The sequence below is a fragment of the Flavobacteriales bacterium genome (assembly GCA_016712535.1).
Taxonomy (GTDB): Bacteria; Bacteroidota; Bacteroidia; order Flavobacteriales_F; family PHOS-HE28; genus PHOS-HE28.
In genome coordinates this window covers 522,113-545,803 of record JADJQW010000004.1, presented here as the reverse complement: position 1 = coordinate 545,803, position 23,691 = coordinate 522,113, and the positions used below count along the sequence as shown (strand labels likewise).

20 protein-coding genes and 1 pseudogene are annotated in these 23,691 nt (G+C 63.5%); 8 read left to right on the top strand and 13 right to left on the bottom strand.

The features are described from left to right. The first annotated feature begins 49 nt into the window (after nucleotides 1-49). Entirely contained in the window at nucleotides 50-478 is a 429-nt protein-coding gene (locus tag IPK70_16835; GenBank protein ID MBK8228829.1) for an STAS/SEC14 domain-containing protein, read from the top strand. Here the strand turns inward: IPK70_16835 and IPK70_16830 are convergent. The 8 genes from IPK70_16830 to rplU form a co-directional block, all read right to left on the bottom strand. Then, nucleotides 465-2,750 carry a cation:proton antiporter gene (locus tag IPK70_16830; protein MBK8228828.1) on the bottom strand — a complete coding sequence of 762 codons (2,286 nt, stop codon included), beginning with the start codon at nucleotides 2,748-2,750 and terminating at the stop codon, nucleotides 465-467. The genes IPK70_16835 and IPK70_16830 overlap by 14 nt on opposite strands. 28 nt (nucleotides 2,751-2,778) lie before the next feature. Further along, nucleotides 2,779-3,555, bottom strand: a complete 777-nt coding sequence (gene rsmA / locus IPK70_16825) for a ribosomal RNA small subunit methyltransferase A (GenBank protein MBK8228827.1) — start codon at nucleotides 3,553-3,555, stop codon at nucleotides 2,779-2,781. Then, nucleotides 3,552-3,860 (bottom strand): DUF4286 family protein, encoded by a 309-nt coding sequence (locus IPK70_16820; GenBank protein ID MBK8228826.1) that lies wholly within the window; start codon nucleotides 3,858-3,860, stop codon nucleotides 3,552-3,554. The genes rsmA and IPK70_16820 overlap by 4 nt, the downstream gene beginning before the upstream one ends. Beyond that, nucleotides 3,857-5,704, bottom strand: a complete 1,848-nt coding sequence (locus IPK70_16815; GenBank protein MBK8228825.1) for a hypothetical protein — start codon at nucleotides 5,702-5,704, stop codon at nucleotides 3,857-3,859. Before IPK70_16815 ends, IPK70_16820 begins: the two co-directional genes overlap by 4 nt. Continuing rightward, nucleotides 5,701-6,249, bottom strand: a complete 549-nt coding sequence (locus IPK70_16810; protein ID MBK8228824.1) for a hypothetical protein — start codon at nucleotides 6,247-6,249, stop codon at nucleotides 5,701-5,703. The genes IPK70_16815 and IPK70_16810 overlap by 4 nt, the downstream gene beginning before the upstream one ends. Continuing rightward, complete coding sequence (gene serS / locus IPK70_16805) at nucleotides 6,246-7,520, bottom strand: serine--tRNA ligase (protein ID MBK8228823.1); 1,275 nt, start codon at nucleotides 7,518-7,520, stop codon at nucleotides 6,246-6,248. The genes IPK70_16810 and serS overlap by 4 nt, the downstream gene beginning before the upstream one ends. A gap of 109 nt (nucleotides 7,521-7,629) precedes the next feature. Next, nucleotides 7,630-7,896: a 50S ribosomal protein L27 gene (rpmA, locus tag IPK70_16800; protein ID MBK8228822.1), complete on the bottom strand. Its 267-nt coding sequence runs from the start codon at nucleotides 7,894-7,896 to the stop codon at nucleotides 7,630-7,632. Between the two features lie 41 nt (nucleotides 7,897-7,937). Next, nucleotides 7,938-8,426: a 50S ribosomal protein L21 gene (gene rplU, locus IPK70_16795; protein ID MBK8228821.1), complete on the bottom strand. Its 489-nt coding sequence runs from the start codon at nucleotides 8,424-8,426 to the stop codon at nucleotides 7,938-7,940. A gap of 236 nt (nucleotides 8,427-8,662) precedes the next feature. On the opposite strand from rplU, the gene IPK70_16790 reads away from it, so the two are divergent. The 4 genes and pseudogenes from IPK70_16790 to IPK70_16775 all read left to right on the top strand — a co-directional run bounded on the left by IPK70_16790 (nucleotide 8,663) and on the right by IPK70_16775 (nucleotide 13,795). Next, nucleotides 8,663-10,006 (top strand): HAMP domain-containing histidine kinase, encoded by a 1,344-nt coding sequence (locus tag IPK70_16790; GenBank protein MBK8228820.1) that lies wholly within the window; start codon nucleotides 8,663-8,665, stop codon nucleotides 10,004-10,006. A 75-nt stretch (nucleotides 10,007-10,081) separates the two neighbouring features. Continuing rightward, nucleotides 10,082-10,784: pseudogene (locus tag IPK70_16785) on the top strand (response regulator transcription factor). A gap of 72 nt (nucleotides 10,785-10,856) precedes the next feature. After that, complete coding sequence (locus tag IPK70_16780; GenBank protein MBK8228819.1) at nucleotides 10,857-12,170, top strand: hypothetical protein; 1,314 nt, start codon at nucleotides 10,857-10,859, stop codon at nucleotides 12,168-12,170. Then, nucleotides 12,167-13,795, top strand: a complete 1,629-nt coding sequence (locus IPK70_16775; protein ID MBK8228818.1) for an amidohydrolase — start codon at nucleotides 12,167-12,169, stop codon at nucleotides 13,793-13,795. Before IPK70_16780 ends, IPK70_16775 begins: the two co-directional genes overlap by 4 nt. Nucleotides 13,796-13,801: 6 nt before the next feature. Here IPK70_16775 and holA read toward each other — a convergent pair whose 3' ends face one another. Together holA and IPK70_16765 are read right to left on the bottom strand one after the other, a co-directional pair. Next, nucleotides 13,802-14,830, bottom strand: a complete 1,029-nt coding sequence (gene holA / locus IPK70_16770) for a DNA polymerase III subunit delta (GenBank protein ID MBK8228817.1) — start codon at nucleotides 14,828-14,830, stop codon at nucleotides 13,802-13,804. A 111-nt stretch (nucleotides 14,831-14,941) separates the two neighbouring features. Then, nucleotides 14,942-15,715 carry an AMP nucleosidase gene (locus tag IPK70_16765; GenBank protein ID MBK8228816.1) on the bottom strand — a complete coding sequence of 258 codons (774 nt, stop codon included), beginning with the start codon at nucleotides 15,713-15,715 and terminating at the stop codon, nucleotides 14,942-14,944. A gap of 10 nt (nucleotides 15,716-15,725) precedes the next feature. Here IPK70_16765 and IPK70_16760 point away from each other — a divergent pair, with 10 nt between their 5' ends. After that, entirely contained in the window at nucleotides 15,726-16,199 is a 474-nt protein-coding gene (locus IPK70_16760; protein ID MBK8228815.1) for a type I restriction enzyme HsdR N-terminal domain-containing protein, read from the top strand. A 19-nt stretch (nucleotides 16,200-16,218) separates the two neighbouring features. Then, nucleotides 16,219-18,864, top strand: coding sequence for a S8 family peptidase (locus tag IPK70_16755; GenBank protein MBK8228814.1), 2,646 nt, complete (start codon nucleotides 16,219-16,221; stop codon nucleotides 18,862-18,864). 70 nt (nucleotides 18,865-18,934) lie between these two features. Here IPK70_16755 and IPK70_16750 read toward each other — a convergent pair whose 3' ends face one another. Both IPK70_16750 and IPK70_16745 read right to left on the bottom strand, forming a co-directional pair. Next, nucleotides 18,935-19,477: a hypothetical protein gene (locus tag IPK70_16750; protein ID MBK8228813.1), complete on the bottom strand. Its 543-nt coding sequence runs from the start codon at nucleotides 19,475-19,477 to the stop codon at nucleotides 18,935-18,937. Between the two features lie 80 nt (nucleotides 19,478-19,557). Then, the gene (locus tag IPK70_16745) at nucleotides 19,558-20,076 is read right to left on the bottom strand and encodes a hypothetical protein (protein ID MBK8228812.1); all 519 of its coding nucleotides are present in this window, start codon (nucleotides 20,074-20,076) and stop codon (nucleotides 19,558-19,560) included. Between the two features lie 116 nt (nucleotides 20,077-20,192). On the opposite strand from IPK70_16745, the gene IPK70_16740 reads away from it, so the two are divergent. Then, the gene (locus tag IPK70_16740) at nucleotides 20,193-22,547 is read left to right on the top strand and encodes an immune inhibitor A (protein ID MBK8228811.1); all 2,355 of its coding nucleotides are present in this window, start codon (nucleotides 20,193-20,195) and stop codon (nucleotides 22,545-22,547) included. A gap of 25 nt (nucleotides 22,548-22,572) precedes the next feature. Here IPK70_16740 and IPK70_16735 read toward each other — a convergent pair whose 3' ends face one another. Then, nucleotides 22,573-23,598, bottom strand: a complete 1,026-nt coding sequence (locus IPK70_16735; GenBank protein ID MBK8228810.1) for a hypothetical protein — start codon at nucleotides 23,596-23,598, stop codon at nucleotides 22,573-22,575. Nucleotides 23,599-23,691 lie beyond the last annotated feature (93 nt).

The window sequence follows — 23,691 nt, the reverse complement described above, 5'->3', positions numbered from 1 at the left end:
GTTTAGTGCTTGCTGAACAATTCGGACATGGTGCCGCTAATCTTGCACCATGGCTCGTGCACCGTTCGCCCCACGCAGCATTGATACACGTTGCGCCACCATGGCGCTGACGGCGCCTGGCTTCATCGAACAGCGTTTCCGCGGCGACGTGACGATTGACCGCGCCGGATTCGAGGAGAACAGGTTGGCGCGTCATGAATTGGGCGGAGAATCGCCCTATGTGATGCTGAGCTTCCTGCCCGAGGGCATGGACTTCGACCTGGCCGTGACCAGCACCGACCACTTCAAGCCGGAGCGCGGGAGCACCGGATTGCGTGCGCTGGCCGTTGTGGTGGGCGACGGAATGGGCGAGGCCATAGCGAAGCTCTACTTCAGCTATTTCCCGCCTGAGTTCCCCGCACGCGTGTTCCACGATGAGCAGCAGGCGCGCGATTGGCTCAACGAGGCGCAGGCCGGTCTTTCGGCTAAGGCCGTATGATCAAGGTGCTGGGCACATCTCCCAGCCAGGGCGCACGTGCTTCGGCGGCACGGCTCCAGCCCTTGTAGCTATTGAGCAGCAGGTCGTGCTGGGCGAGGAGCCGCGCATCGAGATCAACACCGGTAAGCACCTCGATCCGATCAGCAGCGAGTTCCTGCAGCCGCTGCACCCCGATGCGGAAGGAAGGATCACGCTGCGTGAGTCCTGCAGCATCAAGCAGCGTGAGCCGTCGCCCCTCGCCGTGCAGCAGCCGCTCCGCATAATGCAGCAGGAAGAGGTCGCCTGGCGCACCCAAGGGAAGCACGATCCGGTCGGCCTGCGTGAAGCCTTTGTCCATGAACACGCCAACGCTGCAGCGCGCCTCCTCAATGAGCTGCCGCACCTTGGGATCGATCTGGTCGTCGGTGGGCAACAGCGACTCCTTGCCCGTGAGGCTGCCGATGAGCTTGCTCGGATCGATCACGCGCGTGGTGAAGCCGAGCAGGTCACCGAGGATCGTTCCCTTGAGCAAAGGCTTGCCCGCGCCCACGAGCAAGAGGTCGAACGAACCGGAGTTGGCGGTACGCAGGATGTCGGCGGCCACATCGCCGCTCACGTGGTGCTCCGTGCGCACATCGAGCTCCAAACGGCTCGCTTCCTTGAGCACGGGCTTGAAGCCGTCGCGCGCGAAACCCTCGCTATCGATCGGGTTCACGTCGCCGCTGGGCGTCACGTGCAGCGCGGTGACGCTGGCTCGGGCATCGACACCGGCGAGCTGGCGCACCAGCCGCAGGGCGCGGCGCCCGCTCTCGGGCTGGCCGAATGAGAGCAGCACGCGCCAGCCGGCGGCCGCATCGACAGGCGGCCCCGGTTCGGCCGGCTTGCGGAAAAGGCGCTCGATGAGGCTGAGCGAAGGGCCGGTCATGAAGGTGCTGAGCAGCGCCATGATCACCAGGATGGCGAAGAGCTCGGCATTGATCACGCCCAGGTCGTATCCGATGTTGAGCACCACCAGCTCCATGAGGCCGCGCGTGTTCATGAGCGCGCCGATGCTCAGGCTCTCCTTCCAATCATGCCCGGTGATGCGGGCAGCCACAGATGCCGCCACGTTCTTGCCGATCACGGCTACGGCCACGACCAGTGCGCAGGTCCACCACAGGTGCTCGTTGGTGAGCAATCCGATGCGCGTGCGCAAGCCGGTGAAGACGAAGAAGAGCGGCAGCAGCAGCACCACGCTGACATCCTCGAGCTTTCCTACGAGCACCCGGCGGAAGGCGAGGTTCTGCGGCATGATGGCGCCCGCGAGGAAAGCGCCGAAGAGCGGATGGATGCCGATGGCCTCCGTGGCCCAGGCTGAAGCGAGCATGACGGCGAAGAGGCCCGCCACGAGCGGACGGCCCATGGTGCGGCGCTCTCCGTGCGCTTCACCGAGCCGCCGCAGGAAGGGGCGCAGCACGCCGATCATGAAGGCGACGTAGAGCACCGCTGCCCCGATGGCATAGAGCGCGCTGAGCATGCTGCCGGCTTTCACGATGGCGATCACAGCAGCGAGCAGGCACCACGCCGTGACATCGTCGCTCGCAGCGGTGGCCAGGGCCATGGCGCCCAGCCGGGTGCGCGTAAGTCCGCGCTCCTGGATGATGCGCGCGAGCACCGGGAAGGCGGTGATGCTCATGGCGATGCCCATGAAGAGCGCGAAGGAGCGGAAGGCCACCGTGGGCGGAGCGAAATCGTCGTAGAGGTGATAGGCCAGCGCGGTCCCCAGGGCGAATAGCGTGATGATGCTGGTATGGCTGATCACCAAGGCCCCGTGCAGGCGCCCTTGCAGCACGCGCAGGTCGAGCTCCATGCCGATGACGAACATGAAGAGCACCAGTCCGATCTGGCTGAGGAAGTGCAGGCTCTCGAGCGAGCCCGATGGGAAGAGGAAGCTGAAGGTGTCCGGCAGCCAATAGCCAAGCACGCTCGGGCCCATGACGATGCCCGCGACGATTTCGCCGATCACGGAGGGCTGGCCGAGCTTCACGAACAGGTACGCGAAGGCCCTCGCCAAGGCGATGATGGCCACGATCTGCAGCAGGAGCACCGCGAACGGATGATCGATGTTATCGCCCAGCGTGCGCTGGAACTGCTCCAGCGCAGTGCCCTGATGCCCGCTTTGAAGCGCAGCGCCAAGTTCCTCCGCCAAGTGCGGACGAAGCAGCGCGCCCTCCCCCATCAACCAGAAGATGGCGCCGCCGAAGAGCAGCAAAGCAACTACGTAGTACCCGATGCCCCGGCCGCCTGCCGCCATGCGGCGAAAGTAGCCGGGAGGAAGGGGATCAGCCGTTCATCGCGGCGATCGCGGTGGTCATCTCCACGAAATCCGCCACGCTCAGCTGCTCCGCGCGCTTGCCTGCGAAACGCTCCGGCAACGGCGCCTTCAAATCGGGCAGCGGTTTGAGCGCATTATGCAGGGTCTTGCGGCGCTGGTTGAAGGCGGTCTTCACCACACGGAAGAAGAGGGCCTCATCGCAGCTCAGCTTGTCCGCTTCGTTGCGCTTCATGCGGATCACCGAGCTGCGGACCTTGGGCGGCGGGATGAAGCTGCCGGGCTCCACGTGGAAGAGCAGTTCCACATCGTACCACGCCTGCGCCAGCACGCTGGTGATGCCGTAGGTCCTGCTGCCATGCGGGGCACGGAAGCGATCCGCCACCTCTTTCTGGAACATGCCCACCACCTCGGTGCATCGATCGCGGTGCTCGAGCACCTTGAAGACGATCTGCGTGCTGATGTTGTACGGGAAGTTCCCCACCACGGCGAAGGGGCCATCAGTGATGCTGCGCGGGTCCATGCCCAGGAAATCGGCCTCGCGCACGTTCAGGCCCGGATACTGCGCTTTCAGGTAAGCGACCGATTCATGATCCACCTCGAAGCAGGTGAGCCCGAATCCGCCGCGTGCCATCAAGTGCTTCGTGAGCGCACCAGTCCCGGGGCCGACCTCGATCGCATGCTTGTAACCTCCATGGCCTGAGAGCCCCTCGGCCACGCGCTGCGCGACCTGGTCCTCCTTGAGGAAGTGCTGACCCAGATGCTTCTTGGCCCGAACGGAGTTCATGCGTCATGCACCACCTCAAGCAGGGTGCGGAAGGCGTGGAACCGGCCGCCGAAGCGTTCTTGCGCCTCGGCCTGCAAACGCGGCGCATGCTCATCCCGGTAGCGGGCGTAGTGCACCATGTCGGTGGCGGCGTACTGAACCGCGTAAGTGATGCCGCCGTCATCATCGGCCAGCACCTTGTGCATGCGGCTGTTCACGAACTGGCCGGTGGCCATCACGCGGGGGATGTGCTCCTCCTTCATCCACGCCAGCCAGGCGTCGTGCGCTTCAGCATCGATGCTGATGGTGACGTTGTAGATGATCACGGGTGAGGCGGCTTTTTCTCTTCTGGGGCGTCGGGCGCATCGCCGCGCAGCTTTCGGTAGCGCTCGCGCGCTTCGGGCACGAAGATGCTGCCGGTCTGCTCGAAGAGGAGCTTCTCGTAGAAACCCTTGGCCTTCTCGGGCTCCTTCAGCACATCCTCATAGAGCCGCCCGAGGTCAAGCAGGGCGTTGTCCACCAGGATATCGATCGGGTACTGCTCGAGCACCTTCTCAAGGTACCCGGCAGCTTCCGTGTACCGGCGGCGCGCCAAGGCGATGCGGTAGCGCTCATAGAGCACGTCGTCGCCAAGGGTATGCATGGGGAACTCTGCATGGAGCGAATCGAGGGTGCCCAATGCTTGGGCATAGAGGTGCTGCACGCGCAGCAGCTCAGCGCGGGCGAAGAAGCGCAGCGGGACATCGTTGCTATCGGCGCCAAGGGCATCGGTGATCCGCAGGCTGAGCTCGAGCGCATCATTCGCGATGAGCTTGCTTGTGCTGGCCTTGAGCACTTGCAGCTGCGCTTGCGCCCAAAGGAAGTCGCCGGCATAGAATGAGACCTTGGCGTTGCGCAGCCGTGCCTCATGCCCGAGTGCATCGTGCTTGAAGTCGAGGTCCACCTGGCTGAAGAGCAAGGAGGCTTCCCAGATGTCGCCGCTTATCAGGTGCAGGTCGCCCAGGTCGAGCTTGATCTCGGCCTTCTGCTTGGCATCGATGGAAGGCATGGCCAATCCTTCATCCAGCAGGGCGATGGCCTCGGCCGGCTGATTCAGGTAATAGCCCTTCAGATGGGCCCGTTCGCGCAGAAGGCTCACGGTATGCTTGGCCAGGCCCATGTCGGTGAGCGTGGCCGCCATGCGCTGATCAAGGTCACCGAGCTCTGCCTCCACCGGCTCCGGCTGACCGGTGAGCTGAAGGTAGCGCGCATGCACCGCCCCGGTGCGGGCGCTGAAGTAATTGCCATCGTTGCGGCCCAGTCCGATCACATGGTCGTAGCACTTGAAGGCGATGCCGTAATCGCCGTTCGCTTCCGCTATGCGGGCAAGGTCCATCAGGCGCGCGCCGCCTTCATCGAGGCGCTTATCCATGGCCTTGGCCTGAACGAAAGCGCCGTCGAGGTCCTTCTGCTGGATGAGCATCCAGATGAGCATCTCGGGGAAGATGGAGCGCGCGGGGTCGCGCTGGATGCGGCGCAGCAGCTCGGTGCGCAGGACCTCCGTGCGCGGATCGGCGGCGTCGAACTCGAAGTGGCGGGAAAGGTTGTTCTGCACGGCTTGCGCGTAGCCCTCGTTGGCGGCGAGCAGATCCATGTAAGCGGCCACCATCTTGGGCAGGTCGCCCTTCAGCCCGTGCAGGTTGGCTATCTCGAAGGCGTAGCCCATGCCATCGGAAGCGATGCGCTGGCCCTTCTCGTAAGCCGCGAGGGCGAGTTCGGTCTTGTTGTAGGCCTGGAATGCATTTGCCGTCGACCGCACGCTGTTCTGATCGCCGCGCATGATCTTCAGGGCCCGGTCGTATTCCTTCTGCGACCTGTCCTTTTCGCCCATCAGCTCCAGGACGCGCCCCATGTCGATGGCATATCGCGGATCATCGTCTTTGCGGCGCGCGCGGTCCTTCACCAGCTTCTGCGCGGCTTCCAGCTCAGGCACGCCGACCAGGCTCTTGAGCAGCTGCTCATAATAATAATCCGTGGGCTGCTGCTTGTAGAGGCGCTCATAGTAGAGCACGGCCTTTGCGAAATCGCCCTGCTGGAAGTACTGCGCGGCGAGCTGCTCATCGGTGCCGGGCTGCGCGTCCGCGGGCGACAGCAGGAGCAGCGCAGGAATCAGGGAGAGCAGTCGCTTCATGGCCGATCGGTGTTCGCGAGCAGCTGCTCGACGGTATCGCGGCGGTCCCAGGCCTGTTGCAGCAGACGGTAGTTGTCGATCACGGCATGCACGCCGCCGATCACGTCGGAGTGATGCTTCTGCTCTGCGGCGATCAATGAGGCTGCGGCCCCAGCATCCAGCGCGCCGGCGGCAATGTCAGCGCGCAGCAGCCGCAGCCGCTCGCCGGCAAGGATCAGCTCGCCGAGCACCCGCTCGTGATCACGGCCCATGGCCGCCGCATGGCGCAGCGTGAGCCATTGGCTGCCCAACGCCTGCGCAGAAGAAGGAGCGAGGGTATCAGCGAAGCGGACCGCATACCGAGCGGAATCGAGCGTGAGCAGCGAGTCCGCGTGCAAATAGCGCTGCCGGCCGAGCTCGTTGAGGGTGAGCGCGGCGCCATCGTTCGCTGTGATCAACTGATCCACTGCAGTGAGTTGGGCGGGATCGGGCGCATGCGTGCAGGCCAAGGGAAGGAAGGCGAGCAATAACGCCATGCCCTGGGGGCAACGCATGCGGCGCTTCATTTCGTGATCAATGCGAAGCCGGTGTAGGGCTGCAGCGCCTTGGGGATGCGGATCCCCTCAGGGCCTTGGTTGTTCTCGAGCAGCGCGGCGACGATCCGCGCAAGCGCCAGTGCGCTGCCGTTGAGGGTGTGCGCGAGCCGGGGCTTGCCGTTCCCGTCACGGTACCGGAGCTTCAAGCGGTTGCTCTGGAAGGTCTCGAAGTTGCTGATGCTGCTCACTTCGAGCCAACGCTGCTGGGCGGCACTGTAGACTTCCATGTCGTAGGTCAAGGCGCTGGCAAAACCCATGTCGCCGCCGCAGAGCAGGAGTTGACGGAAAGGCAATTCGAGCGAGCGCAGAAGTCCTTTCACGTGCTCCACCATCTCCTCGAGCGCGGCGTAGCTGTCCTCGGGCTTTTCCACGCGCACGATCTCCACCTTATCGAACTGGTGCACGCGGTTGAGGCCGCGCACATGCGCGCCATAGCTGCCGGCCTCGCGGCGGAAGCATGGCGTGTAGCCCACATTCCTGATCGGCAGCCGGTCCGCATCGATGATCTCGTCACGGTAAAGGTTGGTGATGGGCACCTCAGCAGTAGGGATGAGGTACAGATCGTCCACTGTGGCATGGTACATCTGTCCTTCTTTGTCGGGAAGCTGTCCGGTGGCGAAGGCGCTGTCAGCGTTCACGAGATGCGGCGGTATGATCTCGCGATAACCCGCCTCGGTGGCCTTGTCGAGGAAGAAGGCGATGAGCGCGCGCTGCAAGCGGGCGCCTTGACCGCTGTAGACGGGGAAGCCCGCGCCGGTGAGCTTCACGCCCAGGTCCATGTGCAGGAATCCGTACTCCTCACCCAGTTCCCAATGCGGCTTGGCATGGGGCCCGAGGTCCGGGACCGCGCCCTCTTGCATCACCACGGTATTGTCGTCCGGGGTCTTTCCCACCGGCACCTTGGCGCTCGGCGCATTGGGCAGGGTCACCAGGTGATCGCGCAAGGACTGTTCGCAGGCCTCAAGCTTCTCACGCAATTCCGGGATGCCGGCCTTCAGCTCCGCGCTCTTGGATTTGGCGGCCTCCGCCTCCTCCTTCTTCCCGGCCTTCATCAGCTCGCCCACGCTCTTGCTGATGCTATTCAGCTCGGCTTGGCGGCCATCCAATTCGGTCTGTGCGGCGCGGCGCGCGTCGTCCAGTTCGCGCACCTTATCCAAGGCGGCCTTCGCATCGATATTGCGCTTGGCCAGCCGCAGTTCGGCCTCATCACGGTTCTCTCGCAGGTAATTCAGTTCGAGCATTCGGCGGTCGGGTTCGTGGCCAAAGGTATCGGTAGCGGATGCCGGGACATTTCAAGCCGAAGCCCCTCCGCCAAGGCGGAAGGGCTTCGCGTTTCCGGGGGACGGATGATCAGTCGGCCTTGGGGGCGGGCTCCACGCTCACAACGCTGCGGTCGCCGCGCTTCTTCTGGAACTTCACGGTGCCGTCGGCAAGGGCGAAGAGCGTGTGATCCACGCCGATGCCCACGTTCTTGCCGGGGTGGTGCTTGGTGCCGCGCTGGCGCACGATGATGTTGCCAGCGATGGCCGCGCTGCCACCGAAGATCTTCACGCCGAGTCGCTTCGAGTGCGATTCGCGGCCGTTCTGGGTACTGCCTTCACCTTTCTTGTGTGCCATGGCTTTTGTGGCTTTTGATCACTCCGAGCGGAGTCGGGGAGTTACTTCTTCTTGGGAGCGGTCTTCTTGGCCGGCGCCTTCTTGGCAGCGGCTTTCTTGGCAGGCTTGGCCTCGGCGGCGGCCTTGGGCTCAACGGCCTTCTTCACCTTCTTGGGGGCATCGGTCACCACCGCTTTGGGCTTGGGAGCGCTGCTCTTGCTGGCATCGAACTTCTCGCCTTTGCCCAAGATGGCTTCGATCCAGATCTCGGTGAGGTATTGGCGATGGCCGTTCAGCTTCTGATAGCCCTTACGGCGCTTCTTCTTGAAGACCAGGACTTTGTCGCCCTTGCCGTGGCTCAGCACCTTGGCGGCGATACGAACGCCTTCCACGGTCGGAGTACCCACGCTCACCGTCTTGCCGTCGCTCACGAGCAGCACATTGTCGAGTTCCAAGTGCTTTCCCTCTTCGGCTTCGAGGCGGTGGACTTTCAGCTTCTGAGCCTGCTCAACCTTGTATTGCTGGCCGGCGATGTTGACGATGGCGTACATGGGCTTCCGGAAATGGGCTGCGAATGTAGGTTGATCAGTTGGATTGGCAAATCAGCCGGGTGTCAGGGTGATTATGCTGGGGGTTGAGGGAAGGTTGCGGGTTGAGTGAAGGTTGGGGGCTGAGCGAAGGTTGGGGGTAACCCTCCGCCTGCCAACCTCCGCACCGAGACTTTCGGGCTGCGAACCCTTGTTAACCCGAGCAGCGCACCGGCCAACGGCCGCCTAACATTGCGGGCATGGGACGTCGTGCCATCGGCACCTTGATGCTGCTGGCCACGCTGAGCGTGGTGGGCGTGGTGCTGACCCAGCTCATCTGGCTCAGGCAATCATCGCAATACCGCAAAGAGCAGGTGGCGCTCAACAAGGAGCAGGCCTCGCAGCTCGAGAAGCAATTCAATGACCGGGTGGTGATGGCCCTCGGTGACGTCACTGAGCAGATCCTCACCATCAACAAGGACAGCACCGACCTGTATGACGCCGTGAAGCAGATGCGGCCGAACTACTTCGCCGTCACCATCAACGATACGCTGCACCCCTACCTGCTCGAAGCCCTGCTGCGCAAGGAGTTCAGCCGGCGGCACATCGAGGACGATTTCGAGTACGGCATCTACGACTGCTTCACCGACAGCATCGTCTATGGCAACTACGTGTCGCAGGACACCGCCATCAGCGACACCATGCCGCATAGCGAGCTGCCCAAGCTCGACAAGGACGGCCACTATTTCGGCGTGTACTTCCCGACCCGGCAGAGCACCTTGTGGGATGAGGAAAACGATGCGGGCTGGACCTGGATCTTCCCGACGGTGGTTACGCTCATCGTCTTCAGCTTCTTCGCTTATAGCGTGTGGGTGATCATGCGCCAGAAGCGGCTCAGCGAGATGAAGAACGACTTCATCGGCAACATGACGCATGAGTTGAAGACGCCCATCAGCACCATCGCCCTCAGCAGTGAAGTGATCAGCGATCCGGCCATCGTGCAGGAGCCGGAGCGGCTGCGGGAATACGCCCGCATCATCCGCAGTGAGAATGAACGGCTGCGCACCCAGGTGGAGCGGGTCCTTCAGCTGGCCACGCTCGATAAGGACAGCGTCGCGATGAAGCGCGAGGCCGTGGACATGCACCTTGTGGCCACTGCGGCCGCCGAGAGCATCAAGCTGCCCGCACAGGAGCGCGACATGCGCGTGGAGCTCCACCTCGATGCGGCCATCAGCACCGTTGCCGGCGACCGCGTGCACCTCACGAACGCCCTCTTCAACCTGCTCGACAACGCCGTGAAGTACGGCAAGCCCGGCACCGTGATCGAGGTGCGCAGCAGCCAGCGGGGCAACGAGTTGCTGCTCTCGGTGAAGGACGAGGGCATCGGCATCCGCAAGGAAGACCAGCGCCATGTGTTCGAGCGCTTCTACCGCGTGCCCACAGGCAACGTGCACGACGTGAAGGGCTTCGGCCTGGGGCTCCACTACGTGCAGCAGATCGCCTTCGCCCACGGCGGCGGCGTGAGCGTGCGCAGCGAACCGGGCAAGGGCAGCGTGTTCACCCTTTCATTGCCGCTTCGTGGCCGGTTGGGCGATGCAGGTTGAAGATCGAAACCTGACTCCCGACCCGCTCAACCCTCGACCCTGCAACAACCTCCAACCCTCAACCTATCCGCCGTTATGAGCGACAAACCCACCATCCTCCTGGTCGAGGACGACCAGAACCTCGGCTTCGTGGTGCAGGATGCCCTGAAGCGCAAAGGCTACACCGTGCACCTGGCGCGCGACGGCAAGGAAGGGCTGAAGAAATTCAATGAGCACCCGTACGACCTGTGCGTGCTCGACGTGATGCTGCCGGGCAAGGACGGCTTCAGCCTCGCCGAGGACATCCGCCTGGTGAACGCATTGGTGCCCATCGTCTTCCTCACGGCCAAGAGCCAGACCGACGACCGGATCGCGGGCTTCAAGGCCGGCGGCGACGACTACCTCACCAAGCCCTTCAGCCACGAAGAGCTGCTGCTGCGCATCGAGGCCATCCTGCGCCGCACCATGGGCAAGAGCGACGATGCCCGCGACCGTGAGCGCTTCGAGCTGGGCGACTTCACATTCGACTACCGCAACCTGATGCTCTGCCACCCGAACGAGGAACGCAAGCTCACGCGCAAGGAGGCCCGATGTGTTGCGCCTGTTATGCCTGCACGCCGATCAAGTGCTGCCGCGCGAACTGGTGCTCAACATGGTCTGGGGCGACGACACCTACTTCCTTGGCCGCAGCCTCGATGTCTTCATCAGCCGCCTGCGCAAGTACCTGAAGCCCGATCCCAAACTGCAGATCGTGAACGTGCACGGCGTTGGCTTCAAGCTGGTGGTGGATAAGGCGTGACGGTTGGCGCCGTGACGGGCATCCATGCTGCGCACCGCCCGTCCGTGACGTGCATTCGTCACCTTCGCCCCCATGCCCGGCCTCTTCCTCGCCCTTGCCTGGTTCGCATTGCTTTTGTACGCGATGCGGCGCGTGCGCTTCTTCCGCGATGCGCCAGGACTGCCGATGCGCATTGTTGCGCTGCTCTTCGCGATCAAGGTGCTGGCAGGCGCTGCGGTCTGGGCCGTGTACACCTATGCCTATCCTGATCGCGCCACCGCAGACATCTTCAAGTACTTCGACGACAGCCGCGTGCTGCACGAGGCGCTCTTCTCCAAGCCCGGCGATTGGTTCCGCATGCTCTTCGGCATCGGCAACGATACCCCTTGGTTCACCGAGCAGTATTACAGCCAGATGAACCATTGGGTGCGCCGCTGGGACTCCGGCCTGCACAACGATGCGCATACCATGATCCGCTTCAACGCGGCGCTGCGGCTCATTTCCTTCGGACATTATGCCGTGCATGCCGTCTTCGCAGCGTGGGCGAGCACCGTGGGCGCGCTCGCGTTGTACCGTGCTCTGGAGCCCATGGCCCGCAGCGCGAAACGCGGACTGGCGATCACGGTCTTCCTCTGGCCCAGCGTGCTGTTCTGGGGCAGCGGCGTGCTGAAGGAATGCCTGCTCCTGCTCGGCCTCGGCTTTGTGCTGCTCGCAGCGATCGGCTCGTGGTCGCGATCACTCGATCCACGTCGTGTGGCGGTCCTGGTGCTCGGCGCAGCGCTCATGGGGATGGTGAAAGCCTACGTGCTGCTCTGCTTGGTGCCGCCGCTCATCGCCTACGCGTGGTGCCGCTGGAAGCCGGGACGAACTGGATTGAAATTCCTGGCGGTGCATATCGTGCTGGTAAGCGTCGCGTTGCTCTTGGGCCGATTGCTCCCGCAGCTTGATCCGCTGTACATCCTAGCGATGAAACAGAGCGATTTCATCGGCCTCACGCGCGAAGTGCCCACCGGCAGCTTCATCGACCTGCCCCTGCTGGAACCGCATGCCTGGAGCTTCTTGGCCAACGCGCCGCGTGCGCTCGCCAACGCTTTCATCAGTCCCTTCGCGGTGCTGGGCAGCGGACCGCTCGCGTGGGTAGGCGCACTGGAGAGCGCCTTGCTGGTGACCGTGCCGCTGCTTGCGCTCTGGCGCCGTCGGGCATGGAACGCGGTTGACAAGCCCGCACTGCTCTTCGCCTTGGCGTTCATCGTGCTGCTCGCCCTGCTGATCGGCTGGACCGTGCCCGTAGTGGGCGCGCTGGTGCGCTACCGCGTGCCGCTCCTTCCATTCGTTGGGCTGGTCGCATTGATCATCGTCGATCCCGCACGCCTTCCTTCGCGCCTGCGCAAGCTCATCGCTCCATGAAACGACTGCTTCCCTTCCTCCTGCTCCTCGCCGCCTGCGGATACCGCGACCGCGATGCCGATCTGGTGGTGCATAACGCCGTGATCCACGCGCTCGATGAAGCCGACTCCGTGCATCAGGCCATGGCGATCAAGGATGGCCGCATCATCGAGCTCGGCCCGGAGCACAAGATCCGAAACCGGTACAGCACCAAGGCCACCTACGACGCCGCCGGACAGCACATCTATCCCGGCTTCGCCGATGGCCATTGCCATTTCTACGGCTACGGCCTCAACAAACAGAAAGTCGATCTGCAGGGCGTGGGCGATTGGGACGAGGCGCTCGCACGGATCGAGGCTTATGCGAAGGCGCATCCGGGGCAGGGCTGGATCCTGGGCCGTGGCTGGGACCAGAACGATTGGCCGGTGAAGGAATACCCCGACAACACGAAACTCAATGCGCTCTTTCCGGACCGTCCTGTGCTGATGCAGCGGATCGATGGCCACGCTGCGGTGGTGAATGAGGCCGCGCTGCGTGCAGTGGGGATGGATCCCGAGCACGCGGTCGAGGGCGGCTTGATGCTGAAGCGCGATGGCCGCTTCACCGGCGTGCTCATCGACAATGCGGTGAGCGTTTTCCAGCCGATCATGGAACAGGCCGATGAGGCCACCAAACGCCAGGCCCTGCTCGATGCGCAGCGCGACTGCTTCGCTGTAGGGCTCACGATGGTGCACGATGCCGGCCTCGATCCCGGCACCATCGACCTGATCAAGCGCATGCAGGAGGAAGGCGCGCTGAAGATGCGCGTGTATGCCATGGTGAGCGACTCGGCGCCCTACCTGGAGCAATTCGCGCGCAGCGGCGCCATCGCCACCGACCGGCTCACGGTGCGCAGCGTGAAGGTCTATGCCGATGGCGCCCTGGGATCGCGCGGCGCCTTGCTGAAGCAGCCCTATCACGACCAGCCGGGGCACCATGGACTGCAGCTCGCATCGCGCGATCACTTCCGCGAAGTGGCGCGGTGGTGCATGGACCACGGCTTCCAGATGAACACGCACTGCATCGGCGACAGCGCCAATAAGCTGCTGCTCGAAGTGTACGGCGAAGTCCTCGGCGGCAGCAACGACAAGCGCTGGCGAATCGAGCACGCGCAAGTGGTGAGCCCTGCGGACCGCGAGCTCTTCGCGCAGCATAGCATCATTCCCAGCGTGCAGCCCACGCACGCCACCAGCGATGGCCCCTGGGCCGTTGACCGGCTGGGCGAGGCGCGCATCCGCGACGCCTACGCCTATGAGGCGCTGCGCAGCATCATGGGCCTGGTGGCGCTTGGCACCGATTTCCCTGTGGAGGGCATCGACCCGCTGCAGACCTTCCGCAGCGCGGTGCTGCGACAGAGCGCCGATGGCTGGCCCGAAGGCGGATACCACATGGCCAATGCGCTCTCCCCCACGGATGCCCTGCGCGGAATGACCATCTGGAATGCGATCGCCGCATTCCGCGAGGAGGATCTCGGCACCTTGCAAGCCGGCAAGCGCGCCGATTTCACCGTGGTGAACATCGACCTGGAGAAGGCGCCTGCTGAGGCGTTGCGCCAGGCCAAAGTGGTGGCCACCTGGATCGAAGGCGAGAAGGTGTTCGGGAGGTAGGGCCTGCTAGCCCATCACTTTCGCGAGCAATTCGCGCAGCAGCTCCCCATGGTCGGCGCCATCGCCGCCGAGGCCCTTGCTGCGCAGGTCGCAGGCGCGCAGGTGCCGCTGCGCCTCCACCACTTTGCCCAGCGAGTAGTTGCGGGCCTGCGCCAGATAGTCCTTGAGGAAATAGGGATTCACCTTCATGGCGGCGGCCATTTCATTCTGCGGCCGGCCTTGCAGCTGATGCACCATCGCCAGCTTGCTGAAGAAATTGTTGAGCGCGCCGATCGTGAGCGGCAAAGGGTTCTCCTTGGGATTGGCCGCGAAGTGATTGGCGATCCGCTGCGCCTTGGCGGCATCGCGCGCGCCGATGGCGTTCTGCAGCTCGAAGACATTGTAGTCCTTGCTGATGCCCACGAAGCGCTGGATCACCTCGCTGGTGATGGCGGCTCCTTCCTCTGTGACCAGGCAGAGCTTCTCCACCTCTTTCACGGCCTTGCCCAGGTCGCTGCCGAGGTGACTGGCCAGCAATTGCGCCTCGGCCGCGCCGAGCTTGCGCTTCTGGCCCTTCGCGAAGCCCACGAGCACCTCGGGCAACTTCTCCTCACGCAGCTTCTCGCTGGTGAGCACGGCAGCACCGCCCTTGATGGCGGCCTTCAGGATGCTCTTGCGCCCATCGATCTTCTTGTGCTTGTAGCAGAGCACGAGCACGGTCGTGGGCGTTGGCTTGGCGAGGTAGGGCTCGAGCTTCTCCACCTGGTCGATGCGCCAGGCCTGCAATTCGCGCACGATCACCACCTGGCGTTCGGCCATCATGGGATAGCGCATGCACACGTCCTTCAGCTGATCGGCGTCGGTGTCGCGCGCGTAGAGGACGGTCTGATTGAAGTCGCGCTCGTGCTCCTGAAGCGCCAGGCGCTCGACTTCCTCCGAAATGCGGTCGATGAAGAAGCCCTCTTCGCCGTGAAGGATGTACACCGGGCGGAAGGTGCCGCCGCGAAGCTCCGCCATGAGCTTCTTGTAGTCGTCGATGGTGGAGGGAGCAGCCATCAGCGAAACGGATGGATGGAAGATGAAGCCGGGACCGGATCCACCTTAACCGGAAGAGCGTGATCAGCAATCGGAGCGCGTTCCATCTTCCAGCTTCCAGTGCTCAACCTCTCATTCAAACCTCAAGTGCTTCACGCTGCGCCCGCCGTTGATGATCTCGCGCAGGCTCTCGATGCCCACCTTCACGTGCGTCTCCACGAATCCGGTGGTCACCTTGGCATCGCTGGCGCTGGTCTTCACGCCCCAGGGCACCATGGGCTGATCGCTCACGAGCAGCAGCGCGCCGGTGGGGATCTCGTTGGCGAAGCCGGTCATGAAGAGCGTGGCGGTCTCCATATCGATGGCCATGGCGCGCAAGAGCCTCAGGCGCTCCTTGAAGGCCTCGTCGTGCTCCCAAACGCGGCGGTTCGTGGTGTACACGGTGCCGCTCCAGTAGTCGAGCTCCATGTCGCGGATCACATGGCTCACGGCACGATGGATCATGAAGCTGGGCAGAGCCGGCAGCTCAGCGGGGAAGTAATCCGTGCTGGTGCCCTCGCCGCGGATGGCCGCGATGGGCAGCACGAGGTCGCCCAGCTGGTTCTTCTTCTTCAGCCCGCCGCACTTGCCGAGGAAAAGCACCGCCTCAGGGTTGACCGCGCTGAGCAGGTCCATCAGCGTGGCGGCATTGGGGCTGCCCATGCCGAAATTGATCATGGCCATATCGTCGGCCACGGCCACCTTCATGGCCTTGTCCTTGGCTACCACTTGGGCACCGGTGAGCTGGCAGAAGATGTCGAGGTAGTTGTCGAAGTTGGTCAGGAGCAGATGCTTCCTGAAGTCCGCAGCCTCGATACCGGTGTAGCGGGGCAGCCAGTTGGCGACGATCTCTTGCTTGGTGCGCACTTTTGCAGGGATGAGCGGATCGGGATCACCTTCGTTGGCGCTGCCCGACCACGGGGTCAAAACTAGGCATGGCGCTGATGGGGGGCAGGTGTTCGATCCGATCCGGCGCAAGTGGGTGGCGCTGTTGCCCGAGGAATGGGTACGACAGCACTTCATCAACTTCCTGATCCACGACAAGGGCTGCCCCGCCTCGCTGATCGCCGTGGAGCGGCAGCTCACGCTGAACGGCCTGAGCAAGCGCGCCGACATCTTGGTGCATGCACCCGATGGCAGGCCCGTGGCCATCGTGGAATGCAAGGCGCCCGGCGTGGCGGTGGCACAAGCGGTGTTCGAGCAGGCCGCACGCTACAACACCGTATTCAAGGTGAATTGGCTCATCGTCACCAATGGCATACGGCATTACTGCTGCCGGATCGACCATTCCAAGGGAAGCGTGGAATTCGTGGTGGAGATCCCGGATCATGCCGGGCTATGCGCGCCCTGAACGCCGATACCTTCGTGCCATGCCATACCGGTACACCCTTACTCTTGCGCTCGCGATGCCTGCGATGGGCTTCTCACAGGAACCACAGGCTGGGAGCTTGCGCACCCAGCGTGTGAAGATGGACCTGCTGCTCGACCATCACCTCAGCCTTCAGCACGCTGCGGATGAGATGATCGACCTCTACATCAACGGAGCCGTGGACGCCGTTTCGCAAGCACTCCGTGATCACGGTGGCGAGGTGAAGATGAGCTTGGGCCGCTTAGTGAGCGCCCGTGTGCCCGTTGCGAACGTGCGCGCGCTGGCCGAGCATCCCGCAGTGGTTCGCTTCGAGTGGGGCGGCGACCGGATGAACTTCCTCGGCGATAGCATGCGCGTGAAGGCGCGCGTGAACCAGGTGCATGCAGGCCTGTCGCCATTGCCGCAGGGCTATGATGGCACGGGCGTGATCATGGGCTTCATCGATGATGGCCTCGGCATCGACCATCCGGACTTCCGCACCGCCAATAACACCACGCGCGTGCTGCACTACTGGGATCAAGGCCTCGACGGGAGCGGTGCCCCGCCGGAATTCGGATACGGCCGTGAGTGGAACAAGGCTCAGATCGACGGTGGGCAACTGGCCAGCGATTTCAATGGATCAGTGCATGGAAGCACCGTGACCGGTACGGGCGCCGGCGATGGAAGCGCCAACGGCAAGCACAAGGGCGTAGCGCCCGGCGCCGACCTGGTCGTGGTGAAGTACAGCAGCGGCTCCGACTTCCGCGCGCGCGTGGCCGATGCCGTGAAATACATCTTCGACCGCGCGGACGCCGAAGGCAAGCCCGCCGTGGTGAACGCCAGCTTGGGCACCTATAGCGGCTCCCATGATGGCCTCGATGCCTCCGCGCTCTTCATTGACAGCCTGATCGCCGCGCGGCGCGGGCGCTTCCTGGTGTGCGCTGGCGGCAACAACGGATCGCAGTTCCCATACCACCTCCGAACGCAAGTGGATGCGGACACGAGCTTCACCTGGTTCACCACCAACGCCAACGGATCCTCATTCAACATCTTCCCCTACCCCAACATGTTCTTCGAGCTCTGGGCCGACCTTGATGAATTCGAGAACGTGCAATACGCCATCGGCGCCGACCGCGTGACGCCCAGCCTGCAGTTCCGCGAGCGCACCGACTTCTACAACCTGGCGCAGAACCTGGGCACCACGATCATTGAGCCGCTCATCAGCACCAGCGGCGACACGCTGGGCAATGTGGAGTTCCTCGCCCTGCAACGAGGCGACCAGGTGCAAATGCAGGTGCGCATCGCTTCTCCCGACAGTGCCGATTACCTCTGGCGCTTCATGACCACCGGCAGCGGCCGCTTCGACATCTGGTCGCTCACCACCGCCACCGCCACCAGCAATGTGATCGGTCCTGCGCTCGCTGCTCCGCTGGGGCTGCCCTTCCCCACCCCGGCTGAATACCCGGCCATGGCGCACTACGTGCAGCCCGACAACCTTTCGCATATCGTCGATAGCTGGGCCTGCTCGCCACGAACGCTCACCGCCGCCAACTACTGGAACCAGAAAGAATACCAGCCCTGCGCCGGCGCGTACATCAACGCGCCCATCGAACCGTACACCATCAGCAGCGGCAGCAGCATGGGCCCTACACGCGACGATCGCTACAAGCCCGACATCGCTGCGCCCGGCGACGTGACCATGGCGGCCGCGCCGATGGCGATCATCAGCAACTGGAGCAGCACCAACGCCGACAAGATGGACGAGCTCTGCATGCACGTGCGCAACGGCGGAACCAGCATGGCCTCACCCGTGGTGGCGGGCGTGGTTGCTCTCTACCTGCAGAAATGCCCCAGCGCCGATTGGCAGCAGGTGCGCAATGCGATCATCAATTCGGCATGGGGCGATGCGCTCACCGGCACCTTGCCCAACAACAGCTTCGGCTATGGCCGTGTGCATGCCTTCGATGCTCTGGTGAATTCGAACTTGCCGCCGATCACCATCACCGCAAGCGACGATGGGATGTGCTCGAACGAGACCGTGCAAGTGAGCGCTCCAGCCGGATTCGATGCCTATGCATGGAGCAATGGCGCCACCGGAAATCCACTTGAATACACCGGTACCGGACCGCTCACCGTTTCAGCGGCCACCTCAACCGGCTGCGCTGCGAGCAATGCGCTCGCCTTCGATCTGCTGACCGCCCCGAACACACCCACTATCATGGTCGATGGCGGATTGCTCACCAGCAGCAACGGACCCAGCTATCAGTGGTACCTCAATGGCGCACCGGTGAACGGCGCCACCGGCCCCACGCTCTGGGCCGGCCAAGTAGGTGACTACACGGTAGAGCATACCGCTGCGAATGGCTGCAGCGCGATGAGCGAGCCGGTGAACATCACCGTGCTGGGCTTGAATGAAAGCGGCGCACAAGGCTTCGCGGCGTGGCCCTCTCCAACGCGCGACGCGCTCACGGTGCAAGTGCCCGCATCGACCGGAGCGGTCGTCATCGAGCTGATCGATGGGAGCGGCCGCACCGCGATGCGCGAGCAACACGCTTCGAGCGTGCAGCATGCCATCGATCTATCGGCTGTGGCGCCTGGGACCTATACGCTTCACGTGAAAACGAATGGCCTGTTGTGGACTTCGCGCGTGATGAAATTGAAGGACTGACCGGGAAGTCCACCACAGAGTAGTAAGACGAACCTTAGCCTTGCCCGTTCGCCGGCCGGGCGTCGCCCGCTCAGAAACTCGGGCAGCCGATTACGCGGTAGCGCGCCCGGAACACGAAAGGGAAGCGCTTCGAGAGGTAGTAGCGCTTACGCCTTACCTCAGCTGCAGGGGGGGCGATTGATTCCTTCTCCGCCCAGCACCGCTCACCATCCTCCACTTTCTCCTCCGGAAAACTCACTGGTGATTGACCGCGCTGCAAGGACACCTGTTCGGTGGGAACCACATCGGTCGGCGCGCGCTGGGCGGAAACCGTGCTCAGGCTCAAGGCCGCCAGGGCTGCGAATGCTCCGCGCATCAGGTCCCGCGGCATGGCGGGCAGGGTGACCTCGATCATGTCGGGCTGCACCTGCTCCAAGCGGAAGTGGCCGCAGGTGTCAGGATGCTCCGCGAACCACGCGCGCAGGTCGGCATCCTTCCACGCAGTGAAGTCGATCACCGGCTTCGCGCACGATTCGCAAAAGCGGTTGCCATCGGGCAGGGAGCGCATTTCCTCCAACCGCTTCGGGCAGGAGAAGCGCATGCCCTTGAAATCCGTGCAATCGGAATCGCTCATGCCATCAATAGGTGAAAATAGCGGACCGGTCTCCGAGAAGAAGACGCCTGCTTGCGTACTTGACCATTTGCCATGAGCCCTTAGAAGTAGCCTGTGATCCGGATCCGCCCCCGCCGCATCTGCGCCTTGTGCACGAAGGGGAAGCGCCTGGACAGGTACAACCTGGTCCTGCGCTTGATGGGCTCTGCCACCGGTGCGGGATCCTTCTCCATCCAGCACCGCTCTTCGTCCACCGCCTCGTGATAGCCCGGCCCGAAGCGCGCATCCGGATCCGTGACCGGGACCTGTTCCGTTGGTGCGGGCTCATTCGGCGCGTGCTGGGCCACGGCCGTGCTCAGGCTCAAGGCCGCCAGGGCCGCGAATGCTCCGCGCATCAGGTCCCGCGGCATGGCGGGCAGGGTGAACTCGATCATGTCGGGCTGCACCTGCTCCAAGCGGAAGTGGCCGCAGGTGTCCGGATGCACCGCGAACCAGGCGTGCATGTCGGCATCCTTCCAAGCAGTGAAGTCGATCACCGGCTTCGCGCACGATTCGCAGAAGCGGTTGCCATCGGGGAGGGAGCGCATGGCCTCCCAGCGTTGCGGGCAGGAGAAGCGCATGCCATTGATCCGAGGTGCTGAGGGCGCCATCTGGTCCGGTTCGGCTCCAAGACGCGCGTGAGAATGGAAGGATGCCGCGCACGAGCCGGGCTACCTTGCACGGCAAACAGAAGACCATGAGAACAGCCATGCTCCTGTTCGGCTTGATGGCCCAGCTCTCGCTCCTGGCGCAGCAGCCGCGCTATGCCCGCGCGCGCATCGCGCTCGATTCGCCTGCAGGCGGCATCGAGCAACTGGCGGCACTGGGACTGGCCATCGATCACGCGGTGGTTGAGCCGGGCATCGCGATCACTGCTGAACTGAGCGAACAGGAGCTGGCCATCGCGCGGGCGCACAACTTTCCGATAGAGGAGCTGATCACTGACGTGCGGAGCTTCTACCTGGAACGCGCTCGCGAAGAGCCCTTGATCGCGCCAAGAGGGGGGCAATCGTGCAACGCCGTGCCCTACTACCCAACGCCGCAGAACTTCTCGCTCGGAAGCATGGGCGGCTACTTCACGTGGGAGGAGATGCAGGGCCAGCTCGATGCCATGCGCGCGGCGTATCCTCAGTTGATCACGGAGAAGGACAGCATCGGCACCACGCACGAGGGAAGGCCGATCCACCTGGTGCGCATGAGCAACAACGCCGATACGGACCAGGACAAGCCCGAGCTGCTCTACACCGCGCTGCACCATGCGCGCGAGCCGGTGAGCCTTTCTCAGCTCATCTTCTTCATGTGGCACCTGCTCGAGAATTACGGCACCGATGAGGAAGCCACATACGTGCTCGACCACTTCGAGCTCTGCTTCGTGCCGTGCATCAATCCGGATGGTTACGTGTACAATACGACCACCGATCCCGATGGCGGCGGCATGTGGCGCAAGAACCGACGTGATAATGGCAACGGCAGCTTCGGCGTGGACCTCAACCGCAATTACGCGCAGGGCTGGGGCATCGACGATCAAGGATCCTCGGGAAACAGCAGCAGCGATGTGTACCGGGGGCCATCAGCCTTCTCCGAACCGGAGACGCAGGCCATCCGCGACCTCTGCAATGCGCATGAGTTCAGCGTGGCCCTCAATTATCACGCTCATGGCAACTTGTTCATCTACCCGTGGAGCTATGGCTTCGACCTGTACACGCCCGACAGTTCGCACTTCGTAGAGGCCGGCCTGCATCTCACGCATGACAACCGCTACCGATTCGGCACTGCCAACCAGACGGTGTACTATGCGGTGAATGGCGGCAGCGACGATTGGATGTACGGCGAGCAGCAGACCAAGCCGAAGATCATGAGCTGCACGCCCGAATGCGGCGGTCCGCCCGACTGGTTCTGGCCGCCGGTGTGGCGCATCGAGGAGATCTGCCGCGAGAACGTGCGGCACAACCTGCGCGCAGCAGAGCTATGCGGGGTGCTCGCGACCGTTGAGGATCGCGGCGCTGCCTTCCTATCATCGGCGAACTCCCATGCCCGCTTCGCGATCCGGCGAATCGGCATGGAGCAGGGACCGGTCACCGTAAGCGTGGTGCCGGTGGCGAACGTGACCAGCGCGGGTGCATCGATCACCTTCACCGACCTTGGCCTTCCGGAGGAGCGCCTGGATTCCATCGCGGTATCGATCGCCGCCAACGTGCAACCGGGCGATTGGGTCGAGTACGATCTGGTGATCAGCAATGGCGGGCTGTCCGTTACCGAGCACGTGCGCAAGCCGTTCGGTGAAGAGGTGACGCTCTTCAGCGACGATTGCAGCAGCATGGCGAATTGGAACTCCGACTCCTGGGGCATCGAGCCGGCATCTGGGCTGAATGGCGGGGCCTGCATCACGGATTCGCCCTTCATGTTCTATGAGCCGCAAACAGGGAACACCCTCGAGCTGGCCAGCCCGATCGACCTCGGCTACTCGGTGGCGGCGCAGCTCACCTTCATGGCCAAATGGGACATCGAGGGCCAGTTCGATGGCGTGCAGGTCTTCGCAAGCGATGATGGCTCCGCTTGGACGCCATTGTGCGGTCGTTTCGCTCACCCCGGTTACCCGGACCAGGGCTCGGGCGAACCGGTGATCGATGGTCAGATGCCGCGCTGGGCACTGGATGAGATCGACCTCGGCGCATTCTGCGGTGGTCCGCTCTGGCTCCGCTGGTCGTTCAGCAGCAACTCGGCGCGCGAGCACGATGGCTTCTGGCTAGATGACGTCCGCGTTATCGGCACGCAGATCAATAGTTCGATCGCCGAACAGGGATCCAGCGCCGGGTTCAGCCTTTGGCCCAATCCCGCAAGTGATGCGCTCGAACTGAGGATCCACTCCACCGATCGCACAGGCATCGCGCATCTGATCGACGCCCGCGGCACGCGCGTGCTCGAGGTTCCGGTGCAAGCCGGACAAGCGCGCATCGGGCTTGAAGGGGTCGCAGCGGGGACCTACGCCGTGCGCTTGCTTGATTCGACCGGCGCGGTGATCGGCACTCAGCGTGCCGTGGTGCTCCACTGATCGTTCAAGAAAGGCCAGGAGGCCCCTACTCGCGCACCACGCGCAGGCGCTGGCCCATGCGCGTGAGGTCGATGGTGTAAATGCCCTTGGCGAGCGAACTGATGTCGAGCAGCGCGCCGTGCTTGAGCGTGCCGCCTCCTACCAGCAGGCCGCGCGCATCAAGCAGCAGGTAAGGCTCATCGCGAGAGAGCGGCGGCTCGATGCGCATGAGTCCCGATGTTGGGTTGGGCACGGCGCGCAAGGCTGGCCCCTTGATCGTCTCCGGCACCGTGCTGCTGCAATCAACATCGAAGAGCGTGACCGTGTTATTGCCGCTGTTGGGGATGCAAATGCGGTTGTTCACGAGGTCGAAGTCGATGTCAGCGGGGTTGTTCAGCCCGGTCACGCCCAGATCGACTCCCGGCTGCGTGAAAGTGGGTTCGTAGCGCGTGATGCGGTCAGGGCTCCAAGAAGCCACCACGAAATTGCCAAGGCAGTCGATCGCGATGCCGTCGATGTTGGTGAGCGTGGTGGTAGTGAGCGTGGACATGGCGCCGGTCACCTTGTCCACGGCCGTGATCGCTGCATTGCTTCCCCAAGCCACCACCACCAAGCGGTCCTGGACCGGATCGTACACGATGCCGTTGGGCGTGAACACGGTATTGCTCACCAAGGTGGTCACGGTGGAAGGCGGTGTGACCTTGAAGATCCGCTTGGCCGTGAAGTCGGTTGCATAGAGGTGCGTGCCGTCCGTTGTGAGCCCGTTGAGGAAGGTGCCCCCGACCGGGATGGTGGTGATCAGAGCGGCGATGCTGGTCTCATAAGCCTTCAAGGTGCCGCCGGAACAGGCCCACAGCACGCTGCCCAGCAATTCCAATCCATAAGGTGCGGGGCTCACGGTCACGAAATCGCTCACTGCGCCGGCCTGCGTGCGCACCTTGATCACCCCGCCGCTGGTGTTGCTCACGAAATATCGGTCGCCGGCAGCATCGAATTCCACGCTTTCCGGGCCGCTGTACTGGGCCATTGAATTGGCGGAGGCGAGCAGGAGAAAGAGCGTGGTCAGGCGCATGGGTCCATCTTCGGCACGCGATGCTATGGCAATGCGGCGAGCGGCTCCAGCCGGATCCGACCAACTTGTGAACAGGCGGGATGTGCAGGGAAG